The organism is Nesterenkonia massiliensis (assembly GCF_000455245.1).
Taxonomy (GTDB): Bacteria; Actinomycetota; Actinomycetes; order Actinomycetales; family Micrococcaceae; genus Nesterenkonia; species Nesterenkonia rhizosphaerae.
Genome location: NZ_HG005172.1, coordinates 39,720 through 53,417, shown reverse-complemented (window position 1 = coordinate 53,417; position 13,698 = coordinate 39,720). Strand labels below are relative to the sequence as shown.

Here is a 13,698-nt window from a genome sequence, read left to right as displayed (position 1 = left end):
ATCTCGGTTTTGCCGAAGCCCACATCACCGGAGACCAGCCGGTCCATGGGGACCTCGGCCTCCATGTCTCGCTTGACGTCCTCCATGGCGCTCAGCTGATCCGGGGTCTCCACATAGGGGAAGGCGTCCTCCAGCTCAGCCTGCCAGGGCGTATCCGGGGCGAAGGCGTGACCGCGTGAGGCCATCCGTGCCGCGTAGAGTCGGATGAGTTCCGCGGCGATCTCCTTGACCGCTTTACGGGCTTTGCGTTTGGTGGCGGCCCAGTCGCTTCCGCCCATCCGCGAGAGCTTCGGCTCATCCCCGCCCACATACTGGGAGACTTGGTCCAGCTGGTCAGTGGGAACCATCAGCCGGTCCTTGGGCGCACCGCGCTTCGAGGAGGCATACTCAAGCACCATGTATTCGCGCATACCGGCAGTGCCTGCTTTGATCGCCTGCGGGGAGCCCACCGGGCGTTGAATCAGCTCAACAAACTGCCCGATGCCGTGCTGTTCGTGGACAACAAAATCGCCCTTGCTCAGCGAAAGCGGGTCAACGGCATTCTTGCGACGGCGAGCCGCGCGGCCCTTGCTGCGGCGACTGTCCTGTCGGATCGAGCGGCCGAGCATTTCGGACTCAGTCAGCAGCGCCAGCTGCAGCTCATCCAGGGCAAACCCCTCGGGGACGTTCGCGGTGGTGACGGTGATGGTCCCAGCTGAGGGGGCGTCGTCGAGGGTTTCCACCAGCTCATGCGGGACCTGGTGTTCTCCCAGCAGCTCCGCCACACGCTGAGCGGAGCCGCCGCCAGCGGTGGTGACCACCACACTCCACTGGTCCTTTGCGCGTCCGGCAAGGAACTCCATCACCTGTTCCACGCTGCCGCGGTAGCCGATGGGCTCACGCGAACTGATAGAGACGATGTCTGCGTCCTGGGCCAACTCGGCATCCAGTCCCAGGGAAGTGATGGACCACCAGCTGCTGCCGTGTTCCAGGGAGGCTTCACGGGTCTCGGTCAGAGTAGCGAAAGCACCACTGGCGAGGGAGGCTTCCTCCTGATCGGTGATGGCAATCGGGCTGGCCGCGCCGTCGCCGGAGGCTTGCCAGGCTGCGGCGAGGAACTCATCATTGGTGGCCGCTAGATCATGGGCACGAGTGCGCACCTTCTCCGGTTCGATGAGCACCGCCAGGGACCCCTCGGGCAGCTCAGAGACGAAAGGCACCATCTTTTCGGCCAACACCGGGGTCAGCGACTCCATGCCTTCCACGGCCTGCTTCTGGCTGATGCACTCCAGCATGTCCACCGCATGCGGCATCGTGGCCATGAGCTCCTTGGCACGGGCCGCAATCTCATCGGTGATCAGCAGCTCGCGGCAAGGCACCGCGTGCAAACCCGTCGGAGCGTCCTCAGCATCCAGAGAGCGCTGATCGGCCACGGAGAAGTGCCGCATCTGCTCCACTTCATCACCGAAGAACTCCACACGCACCGGGTGAGTCTCATTCGGCGGAAAGACATCCAAGATGCCGCCGCGGACGGCAAACTCGCCCCGCCGGGTCACCATATCCACCCGGCTGTAGGCGGCAGCGGCAAGGCGGGCGACGACGTCGTCGAATTCGTAGAAGCCACCCGTGCGCAGGCTTACCGGCTCGAGGTCCCCGAGCCCGGCCACGATCGGCTGAATAACCGCCCGAACCGGTGCGACCACCACATCAAGCGTGCCGGCCTGTTCAGGGTGGGCAAGGTGGCGCAGCACTCCCAAGCGCCGGCCCACAGTGTCAGAGCGCGGGGAGAGCCGCTCATGCGGCAGAGTCTCCCAGGAGGGGAAATGCGCGACGGCGGCATCGGGAGCGAAGCAGGTCAGTGAGGCCACCAGCTCATCGGCTTCCCGGTCGGTGGCGGTGACGGCCAGCACGGTGGCCTGCGGGTGGGCAGCACGCAGACTCTGCGCGATCTCAGCGATCAGCGCCGGTCGAAGGCCGGACGTGGCCGCGATCTGCAGTTCATCGGTGCGTTCGGCGGCTGGATGCTGCGCAGCTGAGGCCACCCGCTGGTAGGTGGAGCTTGCTGCCAGTGCCGCACGTAGACCACGCAGTGCCATGCCAATACACCCTTTAGTGAGTTTTAGGGGGAAAGAGAACCGCCCCTACATTACCGGGCTGCTGCCCCGGGCGTCTCCCCCAGTCCTTGGGATTCGGCCCACGGCGTGAGATGCTGGCGGCTATGACCGGCAAGGTTGATCTGAAGAAGACGCATGAGTCCTATCAGGCCCGCCGCGGAGAGTTTCGGCTACTGCAGGTACCACCTATGCAGTACCTCATGCTGGACGGCTCCGGGGACCCTAATTCCTCTGCCCAGTTCAGCACCGCGCTAGAAACGCTCTACCCGGTGGCGTACACCCTGAAGTTCGCCAGCAAGAACCACTTGGGCCGGGATTATGTGGTCCCGCCCCTGGAAGGTCTCTGGTGGGCTGATGACTTTTCTGCCTTCACCAGACCCTCGGGCTCTTGCCGTGTCTAGCAAGGAGTAAGGCATGACGGATGCTGGAAACACAATCGGACCTCAGGAGCTAGTTCGGGCGTTGTCCCGAGTCCGCCACAATTTCCTTGCCGGCTCTTTCCTGACAGAGAACCGTAGCGGAGAATTCCCGGGAGAAAGTGGTGACTTTCGATTCTTCAGCACAGGACTATGGGAGATCACATATCACACTGGTCGGACGCTTATCGCTGGCCCGCCCGGTGCCCTCAGCACAGATGATCAGGGGCATGTTATAGAACGAACTCCCCATCCGATTATCGCGCCCTCCAGGCCGCCGTGGTCCTTAGCCTTTCCAGTCGATTCAACTATTCTCGGAGGGTCCAGGGATGACTGGCGCATACATGCGAGTCAGCCAGCAACGCTCATCGGTGATAGCTACCGTTTCGCTCTGACAAACATGGATAACCCTCAATACGAGGCTCACGCTGAAGTAGATGCAACACGCTTCTTTATCAAGCTGCTGGAATTGCCACACCGACGGGAGTCTCTCTCAGTTGCCCGTTTTGAGCCAACAGATCAAGACCTCGCAGACCTGGCAAACCTGGAATCCCAGCTAGTCGAAAGCTAAGGCGGCGAAAGCCTTATCGACTTCCAGCGTCTCGGTAGGGGCTGGCTCCTGCCCGGCCTCTGTCCTCCGAGTACCCCCCCCCCAACTCCAATCACGTCGGCCGCATCCGGTCTGTCTGCAAGCTTACCGGCAGCTGTGGGACCGCAGCTGAACCGTTACTCAGCGGTGGGGTCGTAGACCACGCCCATGAACAGCGGCCAGTCTGTCTCGGTGTGCACTATCCGCAGCGTGTAGGGGCGGTCCACGTGCAGCTGCACTGGTTCCTCGAGTGTCCCAGAAGTGAGCCCCACGATCTCGGTCACTCCGGCGGCCACGGTCCCTTCTTCATCCACGCGCATCACGGTCTGATGAGCCACCTGGCTCAAGCGTGTACCCGGGGTGAGTTTACTGAGATCATCACCAGCGACCGTGGCCTCAAGGCCTAGCTCCAGCAGCAGGTCGATCAGGTCCTCGCTGGAGGAGATCTCCACGCGCGGCAGCATCAGATCGACTTCGGCACCGGCGGACTCCTCCCCCAGCGCAGCTGAAATCTCCAGCCAGTCCTCACCAGTGATAGCGGCCGGGTCCTGCCCCTCAGCGGGAAGCACGACATCCATGGCGAAGCCCTCGGTATAGGGCAGCCGGACCGCCTGGGCGCCGTCGTATTCGGTATAGGAGGCGAAAAGTCGCTGCTGCATCAGATCTGTACGGACGCTGGCTCCAGTGCCGGTGATGAAGTCTCCTTCTGCGGTCGCCGATTCACTGAAGGGCGATTGCCATTGCGCCGCCAGTACCACCGCATTCTGCAGCACGAACCGGATCCGGTCATCCGGGGCATGCACCCCGGATTTCTCGATGAGTCCGCCGGTGTGCTCATCAACCCAGACATCCAGCAGGTCTTTGGACTCCTGCTGCGCAAAGTCGGTAGTCACCAGCCCGGCGTCGTATGCGGAGGCCAGAGTTTCCAGCAGGTCATCATCGGGCTCCACGCCGTCCTGGATGACCAGTTGGTTTGCCAGATGCACTAGCGGACGCTCCGGCAGGTCATCCTCCTGCACTGCGGCAGGGTCGCCGTCGTACTCCCCTACCGCGGCCTGCAAGGCGCTGAACGCTTGCGCGCGGGACTCACCTGCTGCGCCGAGCAGTTCTTCCAGCTCCGCGGCGGCGGGCCCCTCAGCAGCTTCGGCCAGCATGGCCAACGCCGTAGTGAGCGAGGCGGGTGAAACTACCAGATTCTCCCCCGCCGCGAGGGCTTCAAGGGTCTGAGCCCCGAATCTGGTTCCGGCGGCCACCACATCCTCAGCCGCAGTTGCGGAACTCAGCGACGCCGGCTGATAGTCCACCTCGACCCGAAGCTGCGGGGCCTGCGGATCGGATCCGCAGGCGGTGGCCGAAAGCAGAGCGAGAGCCGAGGCTGCTGCCACGGTGCACGACCGCAGTGACGTGCTTGGCTGGGAGGTACGAAAGGAGCTCATTGTTGACGCTCGGCTTGTTCAGGAGGTGCAGGAATCGTGATGGGAGAGGTGTAGAAGTCTTCCTCATCATCACCGTACTCGCGTCTGTCTTCCTTTGCGGAGTGGCGCAGGCCCAGCTCGTAGCCGGCCAGGGCCAGGATCCAGACGGCGGTGATCGGCAGCACGAACCAGAGCATGGCGGCACTGAAGGGTCGCAGTGCGCTGTGATCTGCCGCCGAGAGGACCAGGTAGACCACGTAGCCCACATACATCACCACCAGCACGTAGCCCTCCCACTGGCGGATAGCTTGTCCCGTGAAAGCAAGGGGCAGCAGCACCAAGGCGACGGCGACCATCACCGGGAGATCGAAGTGGATGGCCGCTGATGCCACCTCCACACCTATCGGAGAGACAATGGCGGTCAGACCCAGCACAGCCCCGATATTGAAGATATTGGAACCGACCAAGTTGCCCACAGCCATATCGCGTTCACCACGCACTGCGGCAATGACGCTGGTAGCCAGCTCAGGCAGAGAAGTGCCGATGGCAACAATGGTCAGCCCGATGATCAGGTCGCTGACGCCCAAGGCGGTGGCGATGTCGGTGGCTGCCCGCACCAGCAGTTGAGCACCGACCACTAGCAGCCCCACGCCTACCAGAATCAGCACCAGGTCAACGGTGGTGGCGCGCAACTTGGTCGCCCGCAGCTTAGAAGTCAGCTTCCCTGTGCCGGAGTGGAGGACTTCCTCTACATGCAGTTCTGGGGCCTTGCCGCGAACGGTCCGGCGTCGGGCGTAGATGATGGTGGCCAGCAGGTAAGCCAGCAGAAGGCCCAACAGCAGAGCGCCGTCAAGGGTGGAGAGGTGCCCATCCAATGAGAGCAGCAGTGCAAGCACTGAGAGCACCACCATCATCGGAATATCGACTTTGATGAGCTGAAGGCGGACGTAGAGGGCGCCGAAAGCCGCGGTGAGTCCCAGTACGAAGAGGATGTTGGCAATATTGCTGCCCACCACATTGCCTACCGCAAGCCCAGGTGAGCCATCGAGGGCGGCGCCAACACTCACGGCCAGTTCCGGGGCCGAGGTGGCGAAGGACACCACAGTGAGTCCAATGATCAGCGAGGAGAGCCCCATGGTCTTGCCCAAGGATGCAGCCCCGCGGACCAGCGCCTCCCCGCCAAGGACGAGGAGCACAAAACCGCTGACCAGCAGAAGAAGTTGGATGAGCGTCACCGTCCACAGCATACCCTGAGTAGAGCCTGAAAATTAGGCTAAAGTTCACGTAATTTTGTTCGACGGCTGAACGCGTCGGCATCCGTTCTCAAGCGTCGGCCTGGTTAGGATGACAGCGCAGTACCACCACCTGTTTTCAACCCCTTGAAGGAGACCCCTGTGAGTCTTGAAGCCGAGAAGGTCATTCCGCACAGCGCTGATGCCATTGTTGCGGCCTACACTTCGCGTGATTTCCATGAACACCTGGCAGCAAAAGTGGGCTCCGAGCTGAAGGGCTTTGAACTCAGCGGCACTGCGGAGACTGGCTTCGAGGTGATCTCTAAGCAGGCCATGAGCGCCGACAAGCTCCCGGAGATCGCGAAGAAGGTCATCAAGGGCACTGTGAATGTGACCGTGACTGACAAGTGGAGCGCTCCGGATGCCTCCGGCTCGCGCCGCTCGGACACCACCGTAGATATTGCTGGTGCCCCCGTGAAGGCCGTGGCTTCCCAGACGCTGCACGCCCGCAGTGCGGCAGAAACTTTGGCCACTGTCCGCGGTGATGTGGACGTGAAGATCCCAATTATCGGCGGGAAGATCAAGAAAGCGGCCGAGCCGTATATGCGGAAATTCGTGGAGCTTCAGGCCACTGAGGTTGCCAAATGGATCGAGAAGAACGGCTGATATGACAGCTGCGGCAGCGCGGTCGACGTCGTCAGTGGACTTTATTCTGCGCCGTGGTCAGATCCTCGGTGATCAGAAGTTCGACGGCGTCGGCGGCGCGGTCGATGACATCAGGCAGCTGCTTCCCTTCTGCGCTGCTGAATTTCTGCAGCACATAATCTGCGGTGTCCATCTGCCCTGGGGGACGCCCGATTCCCGCCCGCACTCGCAGGTAATCACGGTTTCCGCCGAGGTGCTGAGTGATGGATTTCAGGCCGTTGTGCCCGCCCTCTGAGCCGCCGCGCTTGAGCTTGATGCGGCCGAAGTCAATGTCCAGCTCATCGTGGACGACTACTAAGTGCTGCGGATCCACGGAGAAATAGTCCATCAGACTGCGCACCGGCTTGCCGCTGGTGTTCATGTATCCCTCGGAGATCGCGAAGATCACTTTGGGACCTCCCCCGGGAAGCCGGGCGCCTACGGCTTTGGCTCCAACTTTAGTGCGGGAGTAGCTGGCCCCCATGCGGTCAAGCAACTCGTCGAGCACCATCTGGCCGATATTGTGCCGGGTACGCTGATAGCGGGCCCCGGGATTCCCGAGACCCGCTATCAGCCATGTCTCTGAAGCCATTGCTTCAGGCTACCTGTTTCTCTCGCCAGCTGAGGCGATTACTCGGCGGAGTCGCCGTCGCCGTCGCCCTCTGCAGCAGCCTCTTCCTCAGTTGTCTCGGCATCGGACTCAACGTCCTGCTCCTGGGGCTCGGTGATGGTCACCACTGGGGATTCCAGGTCAGTCAGAGCCAGGGTTGTGCCCTCGGGCAGGGTGAGGTGCTCGGGCAGAACGTTCTCTTCGCGACCGGTGATGTCCACGGTGACGGACTCCGGCAGGTTCAGGGCGTCGGCCTCGACAGCCACAGTGGGCTGATCCAGGAAGTACTCCATGCCCTGAGCGGGCTCACCGGTGACCTCAACAGGGACCTCGACGACGATCTTCTCGCCCTTACGCACGGCGAGCAGGTCCAGGTGCTCCACGAAACGCTTGATGGGGTCGCGCTGGATGTCCTTGGGGATGACAGTCTGCTTGTCGCCCTCGATGTCCAGAGTGATCAGCGCGTTGGGGTTACGCACTGCAAGCATGGTCTCGTGACCGGGCAGCAGGACGTGGCGGGGCTCATCGCCGTGGCCGTAGACGACAGCGGGGACTTTGTCCGCGCGGCGAGCCTGGCGTGCAGCGCCCTTGCCGAACTCGGTGCGGACCTCGGCGGAGATGACAATCTTGTCAGCCATAATGTTCCTTCATTCGTCGATAACGGAGCCTGTGGGGGTTCCCACTACTCCCTCGCCTTTTGGCACAGCTAGCTAGCTTAGCGCACTTAGGCGTGGCCGTCGAACAGGGAGGTCACTGAACCGTCGGTGAAGACTTCCTTGATCGCGCGGGCAACAATCGGTGCGATGGACAGCACCGTGAGGTTCTCGAAGCGCTTTTCCTCCGGGATCGGCAGCGTATTGGTCACTACCACCTCCCGTGCGCCCGAATTGGCCAACCGCTCTGCCGCCGGACCGGAGAACACCGGATGAGTGGCGGCGATGATGACGTCCTTGGCCCCGGCGTCTTTGAGGATCTTCACCGCTCCGGCGATGGTGCCGCCGGTGTCGATCATGTCGTCGATCAGCACACAGGTGCGGCCCTCGATCTCACCGACGACCTGCTTGGACTCAGCCTTATTGGGCTGGGTGAGATCCCGAGTCTTATGCACGAAGGCCAGCGGTGCACCACCGAGGCGCTCAGCCCAGCGCTCGGCCACCCGCACACGTCCGGTATCAGGCGAAACCACCGTGACCTCGTCATCGGCCACGGTGCCGCGGATGTAATCAGCCAGCAGCGGGATAGCGAAGAGGTGGTCAACGGGACCGTCGAAGAAGCCCTGGATCTGGTCGGTGTGCAGGTCCACGCTCATGATGCGGTCTGCACCGGAGGCCTTATAAAGATCTGCCACCAGGCGCGCGGAGATCGGTTCACGCCCGCGGCCTTTCTTATCCTGGCGCGCGTACGGGTAGAACGGGGAGACCACGGTGATCCGCTTGGCGGAGGCGCGCTTCATGGAGTCGATCATGATGAGCTGTTCCATGAGCCAGTTGTTCAGCGGGAATGGGTGGGACTGCAGCAGGAAGACGTCCTTGCCGCGCACCGATTCCGAGGAGCGCACGTAGATCTCACCGTTTGCGAAGTCATAGGCGCTGATAGGCAGCAGCTCGGTGCCCAGCTCCTTGGCGATCTCATCTGCCAGCTCGGGGTGTGCCCGGCCCGATGCGATGACGAGAGTCTTTTCAGTGCCCAGCCTGATTTCGTCCATGTGTCCTTCAGTCCTCTTTGCCCAGATGGGCTTTAGTTGTCACCGTCAGTGGTGTTGTCGCCATCGTGCTGTGTTGCCTGTTCTGCGGCTTCAGCGGCTGCCGAGCCCGGGCGCTTATTCTGCACCCAGCCTTCAGCATTGCGCTGCGGGGCCACCGAGAGCGCCAGGGCTCCGGCCGGCACGTCTTTTCGGACCACTGCCCCGGCCCCAGTGTAGGCACCATCGCCGACTTCCACCGGTGCCACGAAGACGGTGTTGGAGCTGGTACGCACATGGGAGCCGATCACCGTGCGGTGCTTGTTCTCGCCGTCGTAGTTAGCGGTGATATTGCCGCAACCGATATTGGTGTATTCACCGATCTCAGCATCGCCGGCGTATCCGAGGTGGCTGAGTTTGGATCCGCGACCGATGTTCACGTTCTTGGTCTCGTAGAAGGCACCGATCTTGCCCTCCTCACCCAGGACGGTCCCTGGGCGCAGGTAGGTGAAGGGCCCGACGACGCCGCCTGCACCGATCACTGCCCCGCTGCCGTGAGTCCGGGTCACCTTCGCACCCTCGCCGACGGTGACATCGGTGAGCGTGGTGTCAGGACCCACTACGGCGTCGCGGGCAATATGCGTCTTTCCGTGCAGCTGAGTGCCGGGCAGCAGTGTGGTGTCCTCTTCCAGCGTGACGGTGGTGTCGATCCACGTAGTGGACGGGTCGATCACCGTGGTGCCAGCACGCATGGCTGCTTCCACGGTGCGCCGGTTGAGCTCTGCGGAGAGGGCCTGCAGTTGCACCCGGTCATTGGCGCCTTCCACCTGCCAGCGATCTTCGGTGACCAGGGCTGCGACTCTCCCGCCCTCAGCACGGGCAAGACCGAGCACATCGGTGAGGTATTTCTCCCCCTGGGCGTTGTCAGTGGTGATCCGGGACAGGGCCCGGGTGAGCACCGCGGCGTCGAAGGCGTAGATGCCGGAGTTGATCTCGCGGATCTGTCGCTGCTGTTCGGTGGCGTCCTTATGCTCCACAATGCCGGTGACGGTATCGCCTTCACGAAGGATGCGTCCGTAGCCTGCAGCGTCTTCTAGAACAGTGGTGAGTACCGTGACGGCATTGCCTTCTGTCTCGTGCTGGGCCACCAGCTCTGACAGCAGCTGCGGGCTCAGCAGCGGCACATCACCGTAGGTCACCACCACAGTGCCGGATTCCGCTGGGGCTCCGGCAGCGGCGAGGGCTTCCAAGCCGCATTCCACCGCGCGACCAGTGCCAGGGATCTCATCCTGGTCAACTAACAGGGCGGCGTCGTCGTGACGAAGAATGTGCTCAGCGACGAGCTCGCGCTGGTGGCGCACCACGGCGACCAGCTGCTGCGGGTTCAGCGCCCGGGCGGTATTGAGCGCGTGCCCGATCATGGAGAGCCCGCCTACAGGGTGCAGGATCTTCGGTGTGCGAGATTTCATGCGGGTTCCCGCACCTGCTGCCAGGACAATGACGGCGGCGGGACGGGCGGCAGACTCAGACACGTACAGTGCACTCCTCATTAGGGGCCTAGTGTTGACCCATGTTACGCAGGTGCTGGTGATCAGCAGCTCGCGCGGCAGGGCCGTTCCGCCACTAGGATTCGAACCTAGACTGCACAGCTCCAAAGGCTGGCGTGCTGCCGTTACACCATGGCGGACCGCGCCAAAAAAGGCGCCGGTACATCTTCGCATGTATGACCGCACTTGTTCATCTTGGCGCTCCGTCAGAAGAGATCTTTGTGCTTGGCGTAGTGCTCGTGGGCCTGTGGCAGCGGCCCCGTGCCGTAGAGACGCAGCAGTTCCGCCAGCCGAGGATACTGGCCCTGGAGACCCTCTGCTGCCTCGCGAAGCTCACTGCCGGAGGCCACCGCTCGCAACAGGTTCCTGACCCCCTGAACGACGACGGCGTCCTGGGCCGCCGCAGCTGCTTCGGACTCTGCAGGGGCTGAATAGGCCCCGGCGAGCCGCTCGGAGGGCTGTGCTGCTGCCTGCCCCGCGGTCTGAGCAGCAGCGCGCTGGGTGAGCGTTCCGGTGGCGGTGCGGATCTCTTCCAGCTGCGCGCTGACCTGCTCCGGTGTCACAGTGCCAGTGTGCAGCGCCGCAGCCAGGTCATTGAGTCGCTGTACACGATGCAGCACCGCGGGGTTGCCGATCTTGACCCGCTGCGCGCTGTTGAGCTGGGAGAGCATCGGCGCTGAAATTCCCAGCACTTTGGCCAGTGCTGATTGGTTGATGCCGAAGGACTGCTTGAGCCGATCGAAGATGTCCCGCAGCGGCTCTCCATAGGCGGCGCGTTGAGCGTCCAGATTCGCCTGAGCACTTTCGCTCACTGGGCCTCCTGTGCCGGTGTCTTCGCTTTTGTGAATCCTAACGGATCCCGGTCAGTCCAGCGACCACAGAGCGCAATCGGGTTTATCTGATCGAGACATTGTTTTCTTTAGCAAACTCTTGTGTTGCGATTGCACACTTCTGTACTCTCGCCACAGGGGTGCCCATGGTGAACGGACCCTGAGTCAACCGGGGCGCGTCGGCAGGCGCGCCAAACGACGCCGGCTCCGCCCTCCACCAGGGGGTCTACCAGCTCGTATCGACCTGCGAAGATATCTCCCACCAATCTCCAGCCTAAGCCAGAGATATGTCACGTGTTGTTCACCAGGCTCTGGCAAGGTGCTGATATGGCCTCCTCAACGCTGCGTCAACCGAAGTACCGGATCCTGCACCTCACCGACACCCATCTGCTGGGTGATCCCTCAGCACGGCATAACGGAGTCGACACCTATAGGAACTTAGAGCGCACCCTGGAGCGTAGCGAGCACCTGGACCTCGACCTCATCGCGCTCACCGGAGATCTCTCCGAGGATGGCAGTGCGGCCTCATATCGGCGGCTTCGGGGACTTGTGGAACCCTGGGCCGAACAGCGCGGGGCACGAACCGCTTATGCCATGGGCAACCACGACCAGCGCGAGAGATTCACCCAGGTTCTGGGTGACCTGCGCGGAGCGGACGGCGGCGCCACCACCTCGCAGCAGGATTCGGCCGCCCTCTCCCCGAGGTCTTCGGTCACCTTCCTCGACGGACTGCGGATAGTAGTGCTGGACACCTCGGTGCCAGGCGCAGGATACGGCGAGCTCGGCCCGCAGCAACTGCAGTGGCTCCACGAGCAGCTGAGCGAACCTGCTGAGGACGGCACGGTGCTCCTGATGCATCATCCACCCATCCCGGCACAGACCGTATTGCTGCAGGCCCTGTCCCTGCAGAATCCACAGAGCCTGGCTGAGGTGCTGCAGAACAGCGATGTGCAGCTCATTCTCAGCGGTCACTATCACCATCACATTGCCGAGAATTGGATGATCGGCCCGGGAGAACACCTCCCGGTGCTCGTCAGTGCAGCTGTCACCAACCTCGTGGAACCACTGGGAAACCCCACCACAGAGGACATCCGCTCAGGTGCCGGTGGCACGGTAGTCGAACTCTACGAGGACCGAACCCACCGAGCGCTGCCTTTCCACGTCCCGCTTCCCTCGGCCGGTGAGGTGCTGGCACATCTGGATGCGGACACGGTCCAGCGCATCATCGCTGAAGCTGGCCCTGCTGGCGATTAGATCAGGGCCGCACGCCCGCCGCGGCCGGCTTGAAACCGGCCCGAATGTTCTCGCAGCACCCTGGTCGGCACACATCGAACCACGGGCCCAGTGCGGTGAGATGTTCACGCTTCTCGGGGGCCACTGCGTCCATGCGTTCTTGAATGAGATCGACGACGCCGCGTACAAACGCCGGATGCACCCCCGGCGTGGCGGTGCGAATGGCACGCAGCCCGGCCTCTTCGGCGGCTTCCATCGCCTCTTCATCCAGATCCCACATCACTTCCATGTGGTCGCTGAGGAAGCCCAGCGGAACGATCACCACTGCCTGTGCGGATTCCTGCGGCAACTGGGAGATCCGGTCACAGACATCCGGCTCGAGCCAGGGCTGGCTGGCCGGGCCGGAGCGGGATTGATAGACCACTTCCCAGCCGGGCAGGGCGCCGTCGCTGATCAGTCCATCTGTCTGCAGCCGCTGCATAATATGCTCGGCCACCGCCTCGTGCTGTGCCGCATAGGCACCTCCGGGACCGAAGTCCTGATCCCGGGGGCCCGAGCGTCGGGCATCATCGGTGGGGATGCTGTGTGTGGAGAAGAGCACGCGAATGCTGCCGGCGGGGATGCCCTCCTCGGTGAGCTGTCGCAGCGCCTGGCCCACTGATTCCACGAAAGGCTCCACAAATCCGGGGGCATCGAAGAACTGCCGGATTTTATCTATCCGCACAGTGGATGCCAGATCTGTGCTGACCAGCGCTCGGGCGAAATCCTCACGGTACTGACGACAGCTTGAATACGAGCTGTATGCACTGGTGGCCAGTCCCAGCAGTCGGGTGTGACCAGCTGCCGCAGCTTCTTTGACCGTGTCCTCCAAGTAGGGTGCCCAGTTGCGGTTCCCCCAATAGATCGGAACGTCAATGCCACGGCGTGTGAGCTCATCCTCAATGGCCTGGCGCAGCTGGCGATTGTGCTCATTAATCGGGCTCACCCCACCAAAATGCCGGTAGTGGTGGGCCACTTCCTCAAGCCGCTCGTCCGGTATCCCGCGGCCACGAGTGACATTGCGCAGGAAGGGGATCACATCCTCCTGGCCCTCTGGCCCGCCGAAACCGGCCAGCAGAATCGCATCATAGGCCATGGGTGCCTGGGCGTAGGGAGCACCTGAGGCTGAGGCCTCGGTGGCGAAAGGTACGACCTCGGTGGGTTCATCCTGGTTGGCCTCTGAGCTGAGCGAGGACATGCAGTCTCCTGGTACTGGTGCGGATACCCTGACGGCCGCCAAGGCAATAGTTAGTCTACCTAACTATTTGATAGCTTAAGGCGAGTCTCAGCGGTTTCAAGACTCTGCCGGTTCAGGACTCAGCGATATCG

General features: G+C 62.6%; 12 protein-coding genes and 1 tRNA gene. 3 read left to right on the top strand and 10 right to left on the bottom strand.

Annotation, left to right across the window (positions count from 1 at the left end):
• Positions 1 to 2,075, bottom strand: a 2,075-nt coding sequence (locus TX78_RS10920) for a CarD family transcriptional regulator (RefSeq protein WP_044496217.1), incomplete at its 3' end; no start/stop codon positions are given.
• A 122-nt stretch (positions 2,076 to 2,197) separates the two neighbouring features.
• Between TX78_RS10920 and TX78_RS10915 the strand changes: the two genes are divergently transcribed.
• Entirely contained in the window at positions 2,198 to 2,494 is a 297-nt protein-coding gene (locus tag TX78_RS10915; protein WP_147640479.1) for a GyrI-like domain-containing protein, read from the top strand.
• A gap of 741 nt (positions 2,495 to 3,235) precedes the next feature.
• Here TX78_RS10915 and TX78_RS10910 read toward each other — a convergent pair.
• Positions 3,236 to 4,483: a serpin family protein gene (locus TX78_RS10910; RefSeq protein WP_049897851.1), complete on the bottom strand. Its 1,248-nt coding sequence runs from the start codon at positions 4,481 to 4,483 to the stop codon at positions 3,236 to 3,238.
• Between the two features lie 47 nt (positions 4,484 to 4,530).
• On the bottom strand, positions 4,531 to 5,748 hold the full coding sequence (locus tag TX78_RS10905) for a calcium/sodium antiporter (protein ID WP_081652776.1): 1,218 nt from the start codon (positions 5,746 to 5,748) through the stop codon (positions 4,531 to 4,533).
• Between the two features lie 159 nt (positions 5,749 to 5,907).
• On the opposite strand from TX78_RS10905, the gene TX78_RS10900 reads away from it, so the two are divergent.
• Positions 5,908 to 6,411, top strand: coding sequence for a DUF2505 domain-containing protein (locus tag TX78_RS10900; RefSeq protein WP_049897849.1), 504 nt, complete (start codon positions 5,908 to 5,910; stop codon positions 6,409 to 6,411).
• A 31-nt stretch (positions 6,412 to 6,442) separates the two neighbouring features.
• On the opposite strand, the gene pth is transcribed toward TX78_RS10900, so the two are convergent.
• The 6 genes from pth to TX78_RS10870 all read right to left on the bottom strand — a co-directional run bounded on the left by pth (position 6,443) and on the right by TX78_RS10870 (position 11,079).
• A complete protein-coding gene (gene pth / locus TX78_RS10895; protein WP_044496213.1) occupies positions 6,443 to 7,021 on the bottom strand; it encodes an aminoacyl-tRNA hydrolase in 579 nt (192 codons plus the stop codon).
• Between the two features lie 38 nt (positions 7,022 to 7,059).
• Positions 7,060 to 7,677 (bottom strand): 50S ribosomal protein L25/general stress protein Ctc, encoded by a 618-nt coding sequence (locus tag TX78_RS10890; RefSeq protein ID WP_044496212.1) that lies wholly within the window; start codon positions 7,675 to 7,677, stop codon positions 7,060 to 7,062.
• A gap of 86 nt (positions 7,678 to 7,763) precedes the next feature.
• Positions 7,764 to 8,744: a ribose-phosphate diphosphokinase gene (locus TX78_RS10885; RefSeq protein WP_044496210.1), complete on the bottom strand. Its 981-nt coding sequence runs from the start codon at positions 8,742 to 8,744 to the stop codon at positions 7,764 to 7,766.
• Positions 8,745 to 8,776: 32 nt separating this feature from the next.
• Positions 8,777 to 10,270, bottom strand: a complete 1,494-nt coding sequence (glmU, locus tag TX78_RS10880; RefSeq protein ID WP_044496208.1) for a bifunctional UDP-N-acetylglucosamine diphosphorylase/glucosamine-1-phosphate N-acetyltransferase GlmU — start codon at positions 10,268 to 10,270, stop codon at positions 8,777 to 8,779.
• A gap of 65 nt (positions 10,271 to 10,335) precedes the next feature.
• Positions 10,336 to 10,407 (bottom strand) — tRNA-Gln (locus tag TX78_RS10875).
• A 66-nt stretch (positions 10,408 to 10,473) separates the two neighbouring features.
• Entirely contained in the window at positions 10,474 to 11,079 is a 606-nt protein-coding gene (locus TX78_RS10870; protein ID WP_044496207.1) for a helix-turn-helix domain-containing protein, read from the bottom strand.
• A gap of 345 nt (positions 11,080 to 11,424) precedes the next feature.
• Between TX78_RS10870 and TX78_RS10865 the strand changes: the two genes are divergently transcribed.
• On the top strand, positions 11,425 to 12,351 hold the full coding sequence (locus tag TX78_RS10865; RefSeq protein ID WP_044496297.1) for a metallophosphoesterase: 927 nt from the start codon (positions 11,425 to 11,427) through the stop codon (positions 12,349 to 12,351).
• Between the two features lies 1 nt (position 12,352).
• On the opposite strand, the gene TX78_RS10860 is transcribed toward TX78_RS10865, so the two are convergent.
• Positions 12,353 to 13,567: a ferrochelatase gene (locus tag TX78_RS10860; protein ID WP_044496206.1), complete on the bottom strand. Its 1,215-nt coding sequence runs from the start codon at positions 13,565 to 13,567 to the stop codon at positions 12,353 to 12,355.
• Between the last annotated feature and the right edge of the window lie 131 nt (positions 13,568 to 13,698).